The sequence below is a fragment of the Aeromonas sp. sia0103 genome, assembly GCF_963895295.1.
Taxonomy (GTDB): domain Bacteria; phylum Pseudomonadota; class Gammaproteobacteria; order Enterobacterales; family Aeromonadaceae; genus Aeromonas; species Aeromonas encheleia.
In genome coordinates this window covers 442,593-460,048 of record NZ_CAWQKG010000022.1, presented here as the reverse complement: position 1 = coordinate 460,048, position 17,456 = coordinate 442,593, and the positions used below count along the sequence as shown (strand labels likewise).

Annotated in this window: 12 protein-coding genes and 2 tRNA genes; 10 read left to right on the top strand and 4 right to left on the bottom strand. The window is 61.5% G+C overall.

What is annotated here, in order from left to right:
* Nucleotides 1-189 precede the first annotated feature (189 nt).
* A complete protein-coding gene (locus AACW18_RS10520) occupies nucleotides 190-1,569 on the top strand; it encodes an APC family permease (protein WP_218328878.1) in 1,380 nt (459 codons plus the stop codon).
* A 434-nt stretch (nucleotides 1,570-2,003) separates the two neighbouring features.
* Complete coding sequence (locus AACW18_RS10515) at nucleotides 2,004-3,314, top strand: APC family permease (protein ID WP_252996431.1); 1,311 nt, start codon at nucleotides 2,004-2,006, stop codon at nucleotides 3,312-3,314.
* A gap of 70 nt (nucleotides 3,315-3,384) precedes the next feature.
* On the opposite strand, the gene AACW18_RS10510 is transcribed toward AACW18_RS10515, so the two are convergent.
* A complete protein-coding gene (locus AACW18_RS10510; protein WP_218388595.1) occupies nucleotides 3,385-3,798 on the bottom strand; it encodes a hypothetical protein in 414 nt (137 codons plus the stop codon).
* 246 nt (nucleotides 3,799-4,044) lie between these two features.
* Between AACW18_RS10510 and AACW18_RS10505 the strand changes: the two genes are divergently transcribed.
* The 6 genes from AACW18_RS10505 to AACW18_RS10480 all read left to right on the top strand — a co-directional run bounded on the left by AACW18_RS10505 (nucleotide 4,045) and on the right by AACW18_RS10480 (nucleotide 12,029).
* Nucleotides 4,045-5,199 (top strand): sodium:phosphate symporter, encoded by a 1,155-nt coding sequence (locus AACW18_RS10505; protein WP_042653939.1) that lies wholly within the window; start codon nucleotides 4,045-4,047, stop codon nucleotides 5,197-5,199.
* Between the two features lie 230 nt (nucleotides 5,200-5,429).
* Nucleotides 5,430-5,900 (top strand): FKBP-type peptidyl-prolyl cis-trans isomerase, encoded by a 471-nt coding sequence (locus AACW18_RS10500; protein WP_218289948.1) that lies wholly within the window; start codon nucleotides 5,430-5,432, stop codon nucleotides 5,898-5,900.
* Nucleotides 5,901-6,202: 302 nt separating this feature from the next.
* Nucleotides 6,203-6,970, top strand: a complete 768-nt coding sequence (locus AACW18_RS10495; RefSeq protein ID WP_218388594.1) for a DODA-type extradiol aromatic ring-opening family dioxygenase — start codon at nucleotides 6,203-6,205, stop codon at nucleotides 6,968-6,970.
* A gap of 183 nt (nucleotides 6,971-7,153) precedes the next feature.
* The gene (locus tag AACW18_RS10490; protein ID WP_218388593.1) at nucleotides 7,154-10,381 is read left to right on the top strand and encodes a response regulator; all 3,228 of its coding nucleotides are present in this window, start codon (nucleotides 7,154-7,156) and stop codon (nucleotides 10,379-10,381) included.
* Between the two features lie 269 nt (nucleotides 10,382-10,650).
* Nucleotides 10,651-10,986 (top strand): DUF3302 domain-containing protein, encoded by a 336-nt coding sequence (locus AACW18_RS10485; protein WP_042653942.1) that lies wholly within the window; start codon nucleotides 10,651-10,653, stop codon nucleotides 10,984-10,986.
* Nucleotides 10,987-10,991: 5 nt separating this feature from the next.
* Nucleotides 10,992-12,029 (top strand): HlyD family secretion protein, encoded by a 1,038-nt coding sequence (locus AACW18_RS10480; RefSeq protein WP_218388592.1) that lies wholly within the window; start codon nucleotides 10,992-10,994, stop codon nucleotides 12,027-12,029.
* 621 nt (nucleotides 12,030-12,650) lie between these two features.
* Here the strand turns inward: AACW18_RS10480 and AACW18_RS10475 are convergent.
* The gene (locus AACW18_RS10475) at nucleotides 12,651-12,851 is read right to left on the bottom strand and encodes a YbfA family protein (RefSeq protein WP_218289944.1); all 201 of its coding nucleotides are present in this window, start codon (nucleotides 12,849-12,851) and stop codon (nucleotides 12,651-12,653) included.
* Between the two features lie 214 nt (nucleotides 12,852-13,065).
* Here AACW18_RS10475 and AACW18_RS10470 point away from each other — a divergent pair, with 214 nt between their 5' ends.
* Nucleotides 13,066-13,359: a hypothetical protein gene (locus tag AACW18_RS10470; protein WP_218388591.1), complete on the top strand. Its 294-nt coding sequence runs from the start codon at nucleotides 13,066-13,068 to the stop codon at nucleotides 13,357-13,359.
* A gap of 75 nt (nucleotides 13,360-13,434) precedes the next feature.
* Here the strand turns inward: AACW18_RS10470 and AACW18_RS10465 are convergent.
* Together AACW18_RS10465 and AACW18_RS10460 are read right to left on the bottom strand one after the other, a co-directional pair.
* Nucleotides 13,435-13,508 (bottom strand) — tRNA-Cys (locus tag AACW18_RS10465).
* A gap of 57 nt (nucleotides 13,509-13,565) precedes the next feature.
* A tRNA-Gly gene (locus tag AACW18_RS10460) sits at nucleotides 13,566-13,641 on the bottom strand.
* Between the two features lie 248 nt (nucleotides 13,642-13,889).
* Here AACW18_RS10460 and AACW18_RS10455 point away from each other — a divergent pair.
* Entirely contained in the window at nucleotides 13,890-17,327 is a 3,438-nt protein-coding gene (locus AACW18_RS10455; protein ID WP_218388590.1) for a hybrid sensor histidine kinase/response regulator, read from the top strand.
* The last annotated feature ends 129 nt before the right edge of the window (nucleotides 17,328-17,456 follow it).

Below are 17,456 nucleotides of genomic sequence, written 5' to 3'. Positions count from 1 at the left end.
ACGAAGGATATCGTCAGATAACTGCAGGCCGTCCATCGCGGACGGCCGCCATATACGGTATCATCGCGCCCCTAAAAAATGATGGCAGGAGCAGTTGGCTCCCTCTGTGACGCATCACGCCGTCATGGAGCCCGTCTCCCTGCTCGGCAGGCGGGCTCTTCACCACTGCATTCTTAGGAGACAGGCCCCATGGCCCCACGCCCCGCGCGACTGAAGCAAACCCTGACCCTGTGGCAAGTGGTCGTGATGGGGTTGGCCTACATGACCCCCATGGTGGTGTTCGATACCTTCGGCATCGTCACCGACATCACCCAGGGTCATGTCACCACCGCCTACCTGCTGGCTCTGGTGGGGGTGCTGTTCACCGCCTCCAGCTACAGCAAGATGGTGCGCCACTACCCGATCGCCGGCTCGGCCTATACCTATGCCCAACGGGAATTCTCCCCGGTGGTGGGCTTCATGGTGGGCTGGTCCTCCCTGCTCGACTACATCTTCCTGCCGATGATCAACATGCTGCTGGCCAAGATCTATCTGAGCGCCCTCTTCCCCGGCGTCGAGCCCTGGATCTTCATCCTCGGCATGACGGTGCTGATGACCGCCATCAACCTGCGCGGCATCGATCTGGTGGCCAACCTCAACGGCCTCATCATCTTCATCCAGGTGGCCATCATGCTGGTCTTCCTCGGCCTGCTCGGCCATGGCATCTATCAGGGGGAAGGGCTCGGCACCCTCAGCCTGCAGCCCGTCTACAGCACCAGCACCGAGCTGCTGCCGCTGCTGACCGGCGCCACCATCCTCTGCTTCTCCTTCCTCGGCTTCGACAGCCTGAGCGCGCTGTCCGAGGAGACGCCGGAGGCCGGCAAGGTGATTCCCAGGGCCATTATCCTGACCGCGCTGCTTGGCGGCCTCATCTTCGTGGTGGTGGCCTATGCCCTGCAGCTCTACTTCCCGGATGCCTCCCGCTTCAAGGCGCCGGACGCCGTGCTGCCGGAGATCGCCCTCTATGTCGGCGGCAAGCTGTTCCAGAGCGTGGTGCTGGTCTGCGCCTGCGTGGCGGTGCTGGCCTCCGGGCTCTCCTCCCACGCCGGGGTCTCCCGCATCCTCTACGTGATGGGACGGGACAAGGTGCTGCCCCAGCGCACCTTCGGCTACATCCATCCCAAGTGGCGCACCCCTGTGTTCAACATCCTGCTGGTGGGCCTGCTGGCCTTGTCGGCCGTCAGCTTCGATCTGGAGATCGCCCTGGCACTGATCAACTTCGGCGCCCTGGTGGCCTTCACCGTGGTCAATCTGTCGGTGATCTCCTGCTACTACGTGCGTCAGGGCCGCAACAAGACCTGGCAGGATCGCCTGCAATACCTGGTGCTGCCCCTGCTCGGGGCCGGGACTGTGGCTGTCCTGTGGCTCAACCTGGAGCAGACCTCCCTGATGCTGGGGTTGATCTGGGCCGCCATCGGCGGAATTTACCTGTTTTTGCGCACCACGGTCTGGCGCGTCTCGCTGCCGAGCCACCCGGCGGAAAGCCTTGCCAGCAGCGGGCTGGCCCCCCTGCCGTCGACTCCGGAATAGGCGCGGTTTATTGATGTAAACCCTGTCCTTGCGCATTCTCTTGTCGGGAATGCCGATCCTGGCTTGTCATCCCCCCCCATCTGGGGCAAAATGCGCGCCGATTTGAATAACCGATGTGATCCTCACATCGGTTATTTTTCATTTTGAAAACAAGTGTCTACTTCGAGGCCGGAACGTTCCGGAAATGATATCTAGGTTCAGATGGACCTAATGCCGCAATGAGGAAAAACATGGGGCTCTTATTGGCTTTGTCTCCGGTTGTCACCGGAACCTGCTTTGGTCGCCGCGCGACCAACGTCTGTGGTTTGCATAGCAATGCGATGCATATGCGAGAAACCAGTCCCATGGCCTCAAGCCATTCAACTTCCTGCCAGCCGTGCAAGGAGGAAGCCTGAGTGAGCCAGCAACCCGTTCGTCTGAAAAAAACCCTCAGCATGTGGCAAGTGGTGGTGATGGGCTTGGCCTATCTGACCCCCATGGCCGTGTTCGACACCTTCGCCATCGTCGGTGACATCACCGAGGGCCGGGTCGCCACCGCCTATCTGCTGGCGCTCGGCGGCATACTGCTGACCGCGTTCAGCTACGGCCATCTGGTGCGCAAGTTCCCCTCCGCGGGCTCCGCCTACACCTATGCCCAGAAGGTGTTCAACCCCTACATCGGTTTCATGGTGGGCTGGTCTTCCCTGCTCGACTACATGTTCATGCCGATGATCAACATACTGCTGGCCAAGATCTACCTGACCGCCATGTTCCCGGGGGTCGATCCCTGGATCTTCATCTTCGGTCTGGTGACTGTGATGACCTTCCTGAACCTGCGCGGCATCAACCTGGTGGCCAACTTCAACGGCGTCATAGTGGTGATCCAGCTGGCCATCATCACCCTCTTCATCGGCCTGATGGGCTGGGGTATCTACCACGGCGAGGGCGCGGCCACCCTGATGAGCAGCCGGCCGTTCCATTTCGAATCCGCCAGCGTGCTGCCGCTGTTTACCGGCGCCACCATCCTCTGCTTCTCCTTCCTCGGCTTCGACGGTCTGAGCTCACTCAGTGAGGAGACCCCGAACGCCGGCAAGGTGATACCGCGCGCCATAGTGCTGACCGCCCTCATCGGTGGCGTCATCTTCGTGGTGGTCTCCTACTGCCTGCAGCTCTACTTCCCGGATCTGGCCCGCTTCAAGGAGCCGGACGCCGTGCTGCCCGAGATCGCGCTCTACGTCGGCGGCACCTTCTTCCAGAGCGTGGTGCTGGTGTGCACCACGGTCGCGGTGCTGGCCTCCGGCATGGCGGCGCACGCTGGCGTGTCCCGCATCCTCTACGTGATGGGGCGCGATCGCATGATCCCGGAGCGGGTGTTCGGCTACATCCACCCGAAATACCGGACTCCGGCCATCAACGTGCTGATGGTGGGCGGTCTGGCCCTCTCCGCCGTGTCCTTCGATCTGGATACCGCGCTGGCGCTGGTGAACTTCGGCGCCCTTGTGGCCTTCACCTTCGTCAACCTGTCGGTCATCGGTCAGTTCTGGGTGCGGGAGAAGCGCAACAAGTGCCTCAAGGATCACCTGCTCTACCTGCTGCTGCCGCTGCTCGGCGCCGCCACCATAGGGGCGCTCTGGATCAACTTGGAGCAGAGCTCGCTGGAGCTTGGCCTGATCTGGGCGGGGCTCGGGGTGACCTACCTGTTCCTGCGGCTGGCGGTGTTCCGCATCCCCTTCCGTCAGTACGAGGAAGCGGTCGACGGTCAGTAAGGATCGTGGATAAACAGAAGGGGAGCCGCGGCTCCCCTTCTTGCATTCAGACATCCGCGCGGGCGGATCATCAACCCTGATTGAGCACCGCGGTGGCGGCCGCCTTGACCGGATCCTTGGCCACCGCCTTCGCATCCCGCTGAGCCTGCTTGAGCTGCTGCCCGGTCTGATTGACCTTGCCCTGCGCCTCCTTCAGGCCGGCGCTCTGCTTGTTCAGCGCGGCATTGGTGTGCTGCTTCGCCTCTTTCAGGCCCGCCGTCTTCTTGTCCAGCACATCGGTGCTGCTCTTCTTCACCTCGGCCTTGGCCTTGTCTTTCTGCTGACGCATCAGCTTGTCGGCGTCGCAGTTGCCCTTGACCCCCAGGGTCGCATTCACCGCCTCGTTTCTGGCCGCCTTGTCGAGGTTGCACTCGGACTTGAACACGCTGGCCTGCGCACCGGCAGACAGCAACCCCAGAGACAGACACAATACCCATGCACGCATAACAACTTCCTCAGCTTGGAGACAGGAGAGTCCGGCAGCATATAACCCTGAGATCTCAGTGCAAGGGCGGGGGGCGGCTGTGGGCCAGATGGCGCCAGATCGGCGTTTACTCCGACACTTTTTGTCTGCGACGGCCCGTGCCGCCCTGTCACCAAATCATCATAAAAGTGTCACTTTGTCATATTTCTGTCATGGAGCCTTGCTGTAATGCGCCCGTCCACTCTTCACAGACTGCCCAGAGGCACCATGCACAGCACCCCATCTTCCGCACAGCAGCAGACCCGTCGTACCGGCCCACTGTTCAACTGGCTGGCTGTGATCACCCTGATCTACCTCATCCTGGTCGCCGTCGGCGCCGTCTCCCACGGCTTCAAGGGCTTCTCCGGCGGCGCCGAGGGCGCGGCCCAGATCTTCGCCTTCGCCAACAATCCCTTCGTCGCCCTGCTGCTCGGCATCCTGGCCACCGCCCTGGTGCAATCGTCCAGCACAGTCACCTCGGTGATCGTCGGCCTGGTGGCGGGCGGCCTGCCCATGGAGATGGCCATCCCCATGGTGATGGGCGCCAACCTCGGCACCACCATCACCAATACCATCGTCTCCCTCGGCCACATCCGGGATCGCGCCGAGTTTCGCCGCGCCTTCGCCGCCGCCACGGTACACGACTTCTTCAACCTGCTGGCGGTCTTCATCTTCCTGCCGCTGGAGCTGATGTTCGGCCTGCTGCAACGGAGCGCTGAGTGGATCGCCAGCCTGCTGATGGGCTCCGCCGACATGTCGATGAAGGGGATGGACTTCATGAAGCCCCTCATCTCGCCGGCACTGGATCTCATCGATCAGGCCGTCGCCATCCTGCCGGGCAAGGGCCCCGCCATCGCCACCATCTGCATCGGTATCCTGCTGATCCTCGCCTGTGTCACCAGCCTGGGCAAGGTACTGCAACAGGTCATGGTGGGCCGTGCCAAGGAGCTGCTGCACAAGGCGCTGGGCCGTGGCCCGCTGACTGGCATCGCCTCCGGCACCCTGGTCACCGTCATGGTGCAGTCCTCCTCCACCACCACCAGCCTGATGATCCCGCTGGCCGGCGGCGGCGTGTTCAGCACCCGTCAGCTCTACCCCTTCACCCTGGGCGCCAACATAGGCACCACCATCACGGCGCTGCTGGCGGCCACCGCCATCAGCGGTACCGGTGCCCAGCTGGCACTGACCATCGCCCTGGTCCATGTGCTGTTCAACCTGTTCTCCGTGGCGCTCATCTATGGCGTGCCCTTCCTGCGCGAGCTGCCCATCAAGGCCGCCGAAGGGCTGGCCCGAGTGGGCAGCGAGAACAAGCTGCTGGCCCTTGGCTACGTGGCCGGGCTCTTCTTCGCCCTGCCGGCGCTGATGATGGTGGCGGCCAAGTAATAACGTCTGATGGCACCAGGGGAGGGTCACCTTCACCCCCTGGTCATTTGTCTCGCCTGGGAGCGCCATCCAGCCAATCCAGACGACAGAAGAAGAGGGGCAACAATCGCTCCCTCCTCCTTTGTCAGCCCGCTCACATCCGCCGGCGGCGCGGCTCGCCCTGCGCCCCTGGCTGGGATAAGATGCGACTCTCATTGCACTCTTTGCATTTCAGGGAATAAGGAAAACCAATGAAGTTCATTCTGATCGCGCTGCTGGTTGCCGGGGTGGCCTACTACTTCTACTCCAGCGCCAACAACAAGAAACTGGCGGAAGAGAACGTACGCCAGGGCGCCGAGTTCCTCGCCGGCAACAAGGAGAAGCCACTGGTGACCACCACGGCCTCCGGCCTGCAATATGAGGTACTGACCCCGGGCTCGGGTACCGTCCACCCCACCGCCACCAGCAAGGTGAAGGTGCACTACGAGGGCAAGCTCTTGGACGGCACAGTGTTTGACAGCTCGGTCGCCCGCGGCGAGCCCATCGAGTTTGGCCTCAATCAGGTGATCAAGGGCTGGACCGAAGGGGTGCAGCTGATGGTGGAAGGGGAGAAGACCCGCTTCTACATCCCCGCCAACCTGGCGTATGGCGATAGAGCCGCTGGCAAGATCCCGCCTGGATCTGTACTGATCTTCGATGTGGAGCTGCTGGGCATCCAGTAAGCCCCAAGGCTCAACCGCCATCAAAAACCAAGGCCAGCGCTCACACGCTGGCCTTGTCGTTTCTGCCATCCCCCATTCCATCGCGCTCTCTGGCCGAGCCACCCTGGCGGGTTCGCGTCCATCCAGCAGCGCTTCTAACCGACCAGACTATCAACCCATGGTGAACAGTGCTTATACATGACAGTAGATTGTTAACCATGATTCCCGGGCAGATAATGACCTCATCCTCAGTGGCCCCGCCCTGAACCCGTTTCCCGCGGTGCCGGCCGACCCTGCTGAAGCCGCCAACAAGGAGTCTCATCATGGCTATCGCCCCCGTCTGGTTTATCTCCCACGGCGCCCCGGATCTGGTTCTGCGTGACCAGCCGGCTACGCAATTTCTAACGAAATTGCGCCTCGGCGACATCAAGGGGCTGGTGGTGATCTCGGCCCACTGGTTCAGCCGCGGCGAGCCGCAACTCAACGTCGAGCCCAGCCCGGCGCTGATGTATGACTTCTACGGCTTCCCCGCTCCTCTCTACCAGATCCGCTGGCCCGCCAAGAGCCCGGCCTGGCTGCAGGAGGCGGTGAGCGATCAGCTGCTGCTGGCCGGCCTGCCGGCCAGCCCGGTGCGGCGCGAGCTGGATCACGGCGTCTGGTCGCCCCTCTCCCTGATGGATCCCCAGAGCGAACTCCCTCTGGTGCAGCTCTCCATCCCGGCCGGCTTCACCCCGGCCCAGCTGTGGCAACTGGGGGAGGCGCTGCAGGGCCTGCGTGCGCAGGGCATCGCCATCCTCGCCTCCGGCGCCATCACCCACAACCTGAGGGCGCTCGGGCCGGATGACAGCCCGGTGCCCGACTGGGCGAGCCGCTTCGTCCGTTGGCTGGAGCAGGCCATGAGCGACGGCGATCGCCCGGCGTTGGAAGATTATCGGGCCCGGGCCCCGGGCGCGGTGGAATCCCATCCCCACGACGATCACCTGCGCCCGCTGTTCGTGGCGCTGGGCGCGGCCGGCCAGGACAAGCCCCACAAGCTGCACGACAGCTGGGACTACGGCAGCCTCTATATGGGTTCCTACCGGTTCGGCTAGGGCGACGGGGATGAGCGGCGGCTGACAAGGCGCAGCGATGGCGGGCCTGTCCCGCCATTTTTTCCTGTCGCTCCTGCGGGGAAATTCCGAAGAAAGGAACTGGTTTTGCGATAATTCCGGTAGAATGACCGCTTTCTGGTGCATTTGACCGACAAGGATGACTGTCGCAACCCGGGTGACATGATGAACCTGCTTCGATCGCTGTGCCTGCTGTGCCTGCTGTTCGCCCAGCCCGCGCTGGCGCTCACGCTGCACAGCCGCCACTACATACAGCACACCGACTCCCCCCGGCTCCCGGCCGAGCAGCGCTGGCTGCAGCAGACCGCGCAGCTGCGCGTCGGCATCCTGCACCACGACTATCGCCCGTTCAGCATGACAGCCTCGGACAGCCGCTTCGAGGGGATCTCCGCCGACTATCTCAACATCCTGGCCAAGGCCCTGCAAAAGCCGCTGATGCTGCGCCGCTTCGAGGACAAGGAGAGCGCCCTCGCCGCCCTGCGCCAGGGTGATGTCGACATCGTCAACCTCGGCAACCTGACCCTGGCCGACAGAGATCGGAGCGGGATCCGCCTCAGCCGGCGCTACTTCAGCAACACCCCCGTCTTCTCGGCGCCAAAGCAGCGCCAGGATCCCCTGCTGACCCCCGGGCAGAGCGTCGCCACCGTGCGGGGCTTTATCGATGAGCAGGCGTTCAAACGCGACTACCCCCTGCTCAGCCTGGTGACCTACCCCTCCAACGTGGCGGCCTTCGACGCCGTCTTCTTCGGCCGGCAGGATGTGCTGCTCAGCGACATCCACTCCATGTATTACCTCAACAGCGAGCGCTTCGACAAACTCAGGCGGCGCGGCGAGGCGCCACCGAGCCTGGCTTCCGACGGCTTTCGCTTCGCGGTCTCCGCTCGGGCGCCGCAGCTGCTGAGCCTCATCAATCGCACCCTGCGCGATGTCAACGACATCACCCGCAACCTCATCTTCAGCCAGTGGAACGGGCCCATCCGCGACATGGTCGACAACCCGGCCGATCTCTATGACGCCGCCGAGCTGGCCTGGTTGCGCAAGGCCCCCCCCATCAAGGTCTGGCTGATGGACGATCTCTACCCTTATGGGGTCAAGGATTATGATGATCAGCTCACCGGCATGACGGTCGACATGCTGGCCAAGGTGAGCAAGCGCACCGGCCTGCGCTTCGAGTTCGCCTCCTTCGGTTCGGATCGCCAGCGCAACAACGCAATGCGGGATGGCCGGCTCGATCTCATCGGCGCCATCTCCCAACCCGTGGCCGAGAGCTATGGGCTGCGCCCTTCCCTGCCCTATGCCAGCGACGACATCTATGTGATCCTCGCCCAGCAAGCGGATCGGACCACCTCCAGCCTGCAGGATCTGGCCGGCAAGCGCGTCGGCATGGCCCACTACCATCCCCTCGCCGCACGCCTCGGCAGAAGCGAAGTGAGTTTCATGGAGAGCGCCGAGGAGGCGATGCAGGCGCTCAACCGGGGCAGCCTCGACGCCGCCATAGTGCCGCTCTACTTCGCCCAGCATGCGGTGGACGGCCACCGCCTGACCCGGCTGCGCATCGCGGGCCCCGCCGACGACGAGCCGATCCGCATGGGCTTCGCCAGCCTGGCGGACAACGACATGCTGATGAGCATCCTCGACAAGACCATCCTCTCCATCTCCCCCAATGAGCTGGCCATGATGAGCTACGAGTGGCGCAACCGTAAGCTGCCGGCCCCCACCTTCATGGAGCGCCACGCCGACTACTTTTACCTGCTGTTTGCTGTCCTGTTTGGCCTGGCCCTGCTACTGCTGTACCGCAATCGCATGCTCAACCGGCTGGCCCGCTCGGAGCAGGCGTCCCGCCAACAGCTGGAGGCCCATGTCCGCTTCATCGAGGCGCTGGGGGAGAGCCTGCCCCACCCCATAGTGGTGCGGGACAGGAGCGGCAAGGTGCTGCTGTGCAACAGCAAGTACCTGGCGCTGCTCAATGCCCAGCCAGGCGCCGTGCTGGACAAGCCCCTCATCGAGGGCCTCCGTGGCCGGGTCGATGCCGATGCCCTCGCCGGGCTGGAGCGGGACTTCGCCAAAGTACTGCAGGATGGTGAGCCCATCTTCGCCGATCGTGTCTTCAACAAGGGGGATCACAGCAAGTGCATCTATCACTGGATGGTGCCCTACTGTGACAGCCAGGGGGTCATCAGCGGGGTGATCAACGGCTGGATCGACATCACGGAGCGCAAGGCGATGGAGAGCGCGCTGCGTCTGGCCAAGGAGCAGGCCGACAGCGCCAGTCGGGCCAAGAGCGACTTCCTCGCCACCATGAGCCACGAGATCCGCACCCCCATGAACGCCATCCTCGGCATGCTGGAGCTCGCCATCCAGGATCCGGCGCTCTCGCCCCATACCGGCGAGCAGTTGCGCATCGCCTCGGAATCGGCCAACGGCCTGCTGGATCTGGTCGGGGATGTGCTGGATATCTCCAGCATAGAGGCGGGTCAGATGACGCTGGTCCCGCAGCCGTGCGCGCTCACACCGCTGCTGCAGTCGGTCGCCCAGGTGTTCGCCGGCATGGCCGAACAGAAGGGGCTGGACTATCGCATCGAGCTCGCGACCCAGTCGTTGCCACTGGTGCTGGTCGACCCCTTGCGGCTGCGCCAGGTAGTCTTCAACCTGCTGAGCAACGCCATCAAGTTCACCGAGCGCGGCCAGGTCAGTATCCGGGCCACCCTGGAGGGGGAGCACGAGCAGGCCCCAGTGCTGCGACTGCGCATCAGCGACAGCGGGGTCGGCATCCCGGCCGACAAGCTGCCACTGCTGTTCACCCCCTTCTACCGCGCCCACTCTCCCTATCAATACGCGGGCACCGGTCTTGGCCTCAACATCGCCAGGATCCTGTGCCAGATGATGGGGGGCGATATCGAGGTCAGCAGCCAGATCGGCGTGGGTACCCGACTCGATGTCAGCCTGCCGCTGACGCCGGTGGTCTCGGCCCTGCCGTCGCCAGAGAGCCTGATCAGGCAGGAGGAGGCCGAACAGACGCCACTGCGGATCCTGGTGGTGGATGACAACCACGCCAACCAGACGCTGCTGCGCCAGCAACTCAAGTACCTGGGGCACGAGGTGAGCGTGCGCAGCAACGGGCTGGAGGCGCTGCGTGCCGTCGCCAGCCACCACTTCGATCTCGTCATCACCGACTGCCAGATGCCGACGATGGATGGCTTCGAGCTGACCCGCCGCCTGCGTGCGCGCGGCCATGAGCTGCCCATCTGGGGCTTCACCGCCCACGCCCTGCCCAGGGAGCGGGAGCTCTGCCTCGCCGCCGGCATGGACGAGTGCCTGTTCAAGCCCATCGGCCTAGCCCGCCTGCGCAGCGTGCTGGCCGGGCTGAGCCGATCGGAGCGGCGCGAGTCTTGATGGGAGGCTAGCTGCTGCCAGGTCAGAACTGGATCCCGATGGGCGATAGATGAGAGAGAGGCAGCCCTGGCTGACGGCTTGCAACTCCCAGAGACGGGGAGCAAGACGGCAACCACCTGCAACTCGAAGTGAAGCTAGAAGAACGGCCAGGGTGACATGAAGTACCAAAACCTCTTCAGGGTATGTTCACCCCTCTGTGTTAAAAGCGATATGGGCATAACAGGTGACACCAACGAGGGATAAAGCTGCAAAACTGTTGAGGTTTAGAAATGCTACTTGATTACTTTGCGTTAGGGGTCTTGGTATTCGTCGTCTTGGTGTTGTTCTACGGCATAATCGTCATTCACGATATTCCTTATGAAATAGCCAAACATCGTCAGCATCCCCATCAGGATGCCATTCATGTGGCTGGCTGGGTCAGCTTATTTACTCTGCATGTTATTTGGCCATTCCTTTGGATCTGGGCCACCCTCTACCGCCCCGAGCGGGGGTGGGGGTTCGTGCAACGCTTAAAGAAAGATGAAGAGGACATTTCAGCGCTCAGGCAAGAGCTCGCCACGCTGCAAGCCCGCATGGCAACACTCGAACAGAATGAGAGAGGGTGATAGCCATGGACCTGCTACTGATCCTCAGTTACGTTGCTTGCGCTACGGGCATATTCAAGATATTCAATCTCCCGCTCAACAAGTGGACCCTGCCGACCGCCGTGCTCGGTGGTTTTTTTCTCGTGGGTGGGCTCATCGTTCTGATGAACTACAACCATCCCTACGCGTCAATAGCGCGTAACTACTATGTCTCCACGCCTATTGTGCCGCTGGTGAAAGGTCGTGTCAGTGAGGTGCCCGTCCAGGCAAATCAGATGATCAAAAAGGGCGATGTACTGTTTCGCATTGAGGCCGAACCCTTTGAACAGAAGGTGGCCAGCTTGACCGCAAGGCTCGCGTCCACTCGGGAGCAACTCAAGTCCATTGATGCCAGGCTCCGCTCCGCCAGCCTGGATCGTGACCGAGCACTGGCATTGGTGAATCGTGGCATCGGCAAGCGGCGTGACCTCGATATGACCCAGGCTAATGTGGATGACATTACGGCCCAAATAGACCAACAGAAGGCCATGATCGTAGACCTGCAAGCCCAACTCAACGAGGCCAAGTATGAGCTGGAGCAGACCGTGGTCACGGCTCCCAGTGATGGCTATGTTTCTCAGTTGGCGCTTCGTCCCGGTATGATTGCGGCCCCTTTTCAATATCGCCCCGTGATGAACTTCATCCACCAAGATGATACTACCTATGTTGGCTGGTTCTGGCAGAACAGCATGCAGCGCTTAGCCGAAGGGGATGAAACCGAAATTGTAATAGATGGTATCCCTGGTCGGGTCTTCACTGCTGAGGTGATGTCTGTCATACCGGCGTTGGCGGCCGGGAATGTGCAGGCGAACGCCAGTCTGATCGATCAGACATCGGCCCAGACACCAGGGCGCCTGCCTATCGCTCTCAAGATCACGGATCCTGACTGGCCCAAGTATCAGGTTATTGCGGGCTCCAGCGGTCAGGCCGCCATCTATACCAAGTACTTCACCCAGGTTTCCATTATCCGCAAAGTGCTGTTGCGAATGACGAGTTGGCTTAACTATCTGTTTCCCTTTCACTAGCGCCGCGGCGGAACCAATGGCGGCCCGGAGTCCATTCGGGTCGCCTGAATGTGGGAAACAATCCTCTAAATATGTCTGACGTGGGCACAGGCACAACAACAGGTCAGCTACGTCTCGTTTGCAGGATTCCATTCTTGTCTGCGCGCCAACACCATGAGGGATTCACTCATGAACCGTTTACAACAGCAATGGACCTTGATCAGTCCATAGAGGGATATCTGTGAAAATATGCTTATGGTTCCTCGTAGCCAACTATTTTCTCGTGCTCTTTGATGTGTCCGTCCATCGCTCAGACGAATACTCAATTCTGGCTACTTACTACATCTTCTACCCCTTTGTATTGGTGCTTAGCATTGTGTGTGAGATCGTGTTCATTGCCAAAAAGCAGTGGGTATATACCACGATAAATGCCGTCCTTGGCGTCGCCACTGTCGTCATTGCGGACTACCTCGGCAGATAATCCCCACCAAATAAAAAGCCCCAGTCAAAACTGGGGCTTTTGCTTCCGATTATCTCAACGTGGTCAATGCGTGGACACGATAAGAAACAAATCATTTAATTTCATATAGTTAAAAATAAAAAAGACAGCCTTGGCTGTCTTTTTTTATGCGAGGAGACGGTTCAGTAGAAGATCCGCTCGCCCCGTTCGCTCATCTTGAGCCACACCGGCTTGGTGCTGGTCTTGCTCCAGATGCGGTGCAGGTAGCTGTAGAAGCGGGCGCGATCGCTGCGAAACAGCATCACCGGGAAGGCCAACACGCCCACCAGCAGCACGAAGATGCGGCGAAGGATTATCTGAGTCAGAGAGAAGGGATGAAACATGATTTAACGCCTCACTGGTAAGACCACTGAGCAAAGATTACTCCACAATTTGTAGGATTACTACACCAATAAACCCATTTTTTTATAAAAAAACCGCCTAAAAACCAAAAAGTGAAACCGGGTTACATTATTTAACCAAAGAGTAACAAGGCTGGCAAAAACCACTCCTTGGACAAGAGTTAGTGCATGGGCAGGGAGATGAAGGAAGAAGAGGATGAAACTGGCAGAAGTCGCGGTCCTGAGCGTGCTGGGCCTGCTGATCTGGTCGGAGTGGCAGGAGTGGCGACTCAACCAGCATGACGCCATCGCACTGGCGTACCAGGGGGTGCCTGTCGTCAGCCTGTGGCAATGCGGTCAACTGAGACAGAAGATGGCCGATCTGACCGAGCACTCCGCCGAAATGCAATTTCAATACCGGGGGCAATCCCTGAGCGACGTGAGTCACTATCTGCAGAGAGAGTGGCGCCAGCAGGGCTGCGAGCAGTTACTCACCCAGCAAGGATATTAAAGACAAGGGGGTATGCCGAAGAGAGGTTTCGAGACTGAAACAGGCATGGAAGACGAAGAAAACAGAGGAAGAATATGGAGGCACGTTCCGGAGTCGAACCGGACTAAACGGATTTGCAATCCGCTGCATAACCGCTTTGCTAACGCGCCATGCTGACAAGGCTGATTGCCTTGAAAGTGATACCCATGGTTGGTGCCATGAGAAATTGGAGCGGGAAACGAGACTCGAACTCGCGACCCCGACCTTGGCAAGGTCGTGCTCTACCAACTGAGCTATTCCCGCCTGACTGCTATGTGCCAGTTGCCTGACAACGAGGCGCATTATACGTACCTAGAGCACGGGCACAACCCTTTTTTCTGTCTTTCAGCACTTTTCCCGGTCGTTTGCTCAGGCTTTAAACGCCTTGGCCGAAATTCCCTCGGCCCGCTGTGACTCCGTAGGCGAATTCAAGATAAAGTCATTGAAATGATTAGTCTTTAATCAGAGACTTGTCGCGTTTAGTAACTGGATTCTCAATTGAAAATCACAAGATGAAATGGACCTTCAAGCCTCGTGGGCTCAGAGCTCAGCTGATGCTGGCTTTTTTCATGTTAGGCCTGGTGCCCTTCCTGGTCGTCACCCTGTTTTTCCTCTATAGCCACGGCAAGGACCTCACCACCCAGACCTCCAATCATCTGGTGTCGGTGCGCAACATCAAGAAGAGCCAGCTGGAAGACTACTTCGGCAACCTCAAAGAGCAGATCATCAACTTCTCCCAGCAGGATTTTGCCGGCAACAGTATCGGTCGTTTCTATGGCTTCACCGGGGCCTTCGAGAAGCTGGGTACCACCCCGCAGGAGGCGCGTGCCCGTGCCCAGGCCCGCTATGTGCCTGGCTCCTGGGATCAGTTGCAAAAACCCGACAGCAAGGTGGACATAGAACCCTCCATCAGCGCCCTGATCCTGGCGGACGAGATGTACGGCCGGGTGCATCAGCGCTTCCACCGCGGCTATGCCGACATGGTGCGCAAGTCCAACTACAGCGACATCTTCCTGGTGGATCTCAACGGTGATGTGGTCTATTCGGTCACCAAGCATGCCAACTTTGCCACCAACCTGCTCTCCGGCCCCTATCAGGCCAGCGGCCTCGGCGACACCTTCGCCAAGATCAAGCGCCGGCTCGATGGTGGTCAGAAACCCCAGCAGATCTTCGAGTTCACCGATTTTGGCCGCAACGAGCTGACCGGCCAGGTGGTCGCCTACCTGGCCGCCCCCGTCATGCAGTACGACTATGTGCGCGGGGTGGTGATCTTCGAGCTGCTGCCGGACAAGCTCAACCAGATCATGGCAGAGCGGGAGGGGCTAGGTGAGACGGGGGAGACCATACTCGTCGGCCCGGACAAGCGGATGCGGGCCAATGCCTGGCTCGCCCCCGAGTTCAGCGTAGAGAACAGCTTCAGCCCCAATTTCCGGCCGCTGCAAACCCCGCTGGTCGTCAAGACCCTCTCCGGTGAGCAGGGGGTCGGGCTGTTTCGCTCCTATCACGATGACGAGGTGCTGGCCGCCTACACCCAGGTCAAGGTATTCGACACCGAGTGGGCCTTCGTCGCCGAGATCTCCACCAGCGAGGCCTACCGCCCCATCCGTCAGCTGGAGACCCTGGTCATACTGCTGGGCGCCGGCTCCCTGCTGCTGCTGATCCTGTTCTCCCGCTGGCTCTCCCACTCCATCACGGCGCCGCTGCGCTCCCTCACCGCCGCCGCCGAGCAGGTGGCCGACGGCGCCCTGGACCACCCCATCAGCATCGCCCGTACCGACGATGACATCGACCGGCTGGCCCAGGCGTTTCGCCACATGCAGCGCTCGGTGAAGGACAAGATAGAACTCATCGAGCGCCAGACCCAGGAGCTGCAGCAGCAAGTCAAGCTGACCCACAAGCAGAACCTGAGCCTGCAACAGGCGGACAAGCTCAAGGATGAGCTGCTCGCCAACACCTCCCACGAGCTGCGCACCCCCATCCACGGCATCAAGGGGATGGCCGAATCCATGCTCGCCAGCCAGCAGGACCTGACCGAGGGTCAGCAGAAGCAGCTAGGCCTCATCATCAAGAGCGCCGACGGCCTGGCCCGGCTGGTGGACGATCTGCTCGACTACCACCAGATGCGCTACGGCCAGCTGGAGATCCATCCCCAGCCGGTCTCCTCCAAGGGGGTCATCCGGCTGGTGCTGGATCTCTGCCAGCACCTGGTGCAGGCCAAGCCGCTCACCCTGGTGGACATCAGTCCGGCCGAGCTGCCACCGGTGCTGGCCGACGAACAGCGCCTGGAACAGGTGCTCTACAACCTGGTGGGCAACGCCATCAAGTACACCCCCCAGGGCAAGGTGGTGCTGAGCGCCCTGGTGGAGGGCCAGTTCCTGCGCATCAGGGTGACCGACACCGGCATCGGCATACCCCGGGAACATCTGGAACACATCTTCGAACCCCTGGTGCAGATGAGCCCGGAGCTGAGCAAGCAGGGGGCCGGGCTCGGCCTCTCCATCACCCGCCAGCTGGTGCATCTGATGGGGGGCGAACTCAGCGTGGAGAGCGAACCGAGCGTCGGCTCCACCTTCGCCTTCACCCTGCCGCTCGCCAGCGGCAAGGCGGGCAGCCTGACCTTGGACAGCCGCCAGATGGAGCATCAGCTGGTGCGCCAGCAGCCGCTGATCCTGCCGGACTGGGAGAGCGATGACCTGCCGCCGCCGCCGGCCGATGCGCCCCTCATCCTGGTGGTGGATGACGAGCCCATCAATCTGCACATACTGCGCCACCTGCTGCAGCCCTGCGGCTACCGCATACTGCCGAGCAGCGACGGCCACGACGCCCTCGCCAAGCTGGCCCAGGCGCCGGTCGATCTCATCCTGCTGGATGTGATGATGCCGACCCTGTCCGGCTTCGACGTCTGCCGCCGCCTGCGCGAGCAGCATCCCAAGGACAAGCTGCCGGTGCTGCTGCTCACCGCCCTCAACCAGCCCAAGGACATCGAGGAGGGCTTCAACGCCGGCGCCAACGATTATCTGGTCAAGCCGTTCTGCAAGGAGGAGCTGTTTGCCCGGGTCAGGGCGCTGCTGGAGGCCAGTGCCGGCCGTGCCTCCCTGGTGGAGAACCGGCTGCTGAAGCAGGAGATAGAGCACCGCCTCAACCTGCAGGCACAGCTGCATCAGGATCAGGAGCGGCTGCTGACTCTGCTGGGGGAAGGGGCGGATCCCATGGTCTTCATCGACGAGCAGGGCATGGTGCTGTTTGCCTCCCGCGTGCTGGCGAGGCTGCTGGGACAGGAGCCGGAGGCCATGGAAGGCTTGCCCCTCGACGAGTGGCTGGCGACCCCCCTGGCGAGCCAGTGGCCCGACCTGACCGCACGGCCGGAGCAGGATCTGAGCTTCCTGGTGGCGGGTCAGAAGGATGAACTCAACGCCCGTGCGCTGCCCATCAGCCTGGGTGGTCAACGCGCCTTCGCCCTCACCCTCAGCACCGAGTCCCGCCAGGATGACAACCGGGTGATGGCGCTGGAAAACGCCCTCAAGAGCCTGTCGCGCCAGGCCATCATAGAGGATGGTCAGCTGCTGGGTGAACTCAGCCGACTCGGTGGCGAGTTCCGCTCCCTGGCGGACAACCTGATCCGCCAGCAGGATGACGAGCCGCTGCGCCGGGCCCTGGTGGACACCATGCGCCTCACCCTGGATGCCTGGCAGCAGAGCACCGGCAAGGGCAAGATAGTGCTGGCGGAGAAGAGCAAGCTGTGGCGCGTCTACATGGACAGATCCAGCCCCCAGACCCGCACCCTCGACAAATACCTGAGCCTGGACACCCTGCCCAAGGCCCCTCGCTGGAAGACGGTGGTGGCCAGCGCCGAATACGTGCTCAAGCAGTGCCCGCTGAGCGAGGTGCAGCAGCAGAGCCTGCACCAGAGCACCCAGCTGCTGCGCCAGCTCGCCAGCCGCAAGGGCTGACGGCCGTCCTTGGGGCCAGTCTCACGCTGCCCAAGGAATGGCGGAGCAGTTTGAAATCAGCCAGGCCGAAAACACCACAGCCGCGACTGGCGCGGCTGTGGTGCAATAAAGGCTGATGAGCTGACGCTC

Coding starts and splice junctions, on each gene's coding strand:
- AACW18_RS10480 (WP_218388592.1), top strand. CDS start 10,992: ATGGACCTGCTACTGATCCTCAGTTACGTTGCTTGCGCTACGGGCATA.
- AACW18_RS10470 (WP_218388591.1), top strand. CDS start 13,066: ATGAAACTGGCAGAAGTCGCGGTCCTGAGCGTGCTGGGCCTGCTGATC.
- AACW18_RS10485 (WP_042653942.1), top strand. CDS start 10,651: ATGCTACTTGATTACTTTGCGTTAGGGGTCTTGGTATTCGTCGTCTTG.
- AACW18_RS10505 (WP_042653939.1), top strand. CDS start 4,045: ATGCACAGCACCCCATCTTCCGCACAGCAGCAGACCCGTCGTACCGGC.
- AACW18_RS10510 (WP_218388595.1), bottom strand. CDS start 3,798: ATGCGTGCATGGGTATTGTGTCTGTCTCTGGGGTTGCTGTCTGCCGGT.
- AACW18_RS10455 (WP_218388590.1), top strand. CDS start 13,890: ATGAAATGGACCTTCAAGCCTCGTGGGCTCAGAGCTCAGCTGATGCTG.
- AACW18_RS10520 (WP_218328878.1), top strand. CDS start 190: ATGGCCCCACGCCCCGCGCGACTGAAGCAAACCCTGACCCTGTGGCAA.
- AACW18_RS10475 (WP_218289944.1), bottom strand. CDS start 12,851: ATGTTTCATCCCTTCTCTCTGACTCAGATAATCCTTCGCCGCATCTTC.
- AACW18_RS10500 (WP_218289948.1), top strand. CDS start 5,430: ATGAAGTTCATTCTGATCGCGCTGCTGGTTGCCGGGGTGGCCTACTAC.
- AACW18_RS10490 (WP_218388593.1), top strand. CDS start 7,154: ATGAACCTGCTTCGATCGCTGTGCCTGCTGTGCCTGCTGTTCGCCCAG.
- AACW18_RS10495 (WP_218388594.1), top strand. CDS start 6,203: ATGGCTATCGCCCCCGTCTGGTTTATCTCCCACGGCGCCCCGGATCTG.
- AACW18_RS10515 (WP_252996431.1), top strand. CDS start 2,004: ATGTGGCAAGTGGTGGTGATGGGCTTGGCCTATCTGACCCCCATGGCC.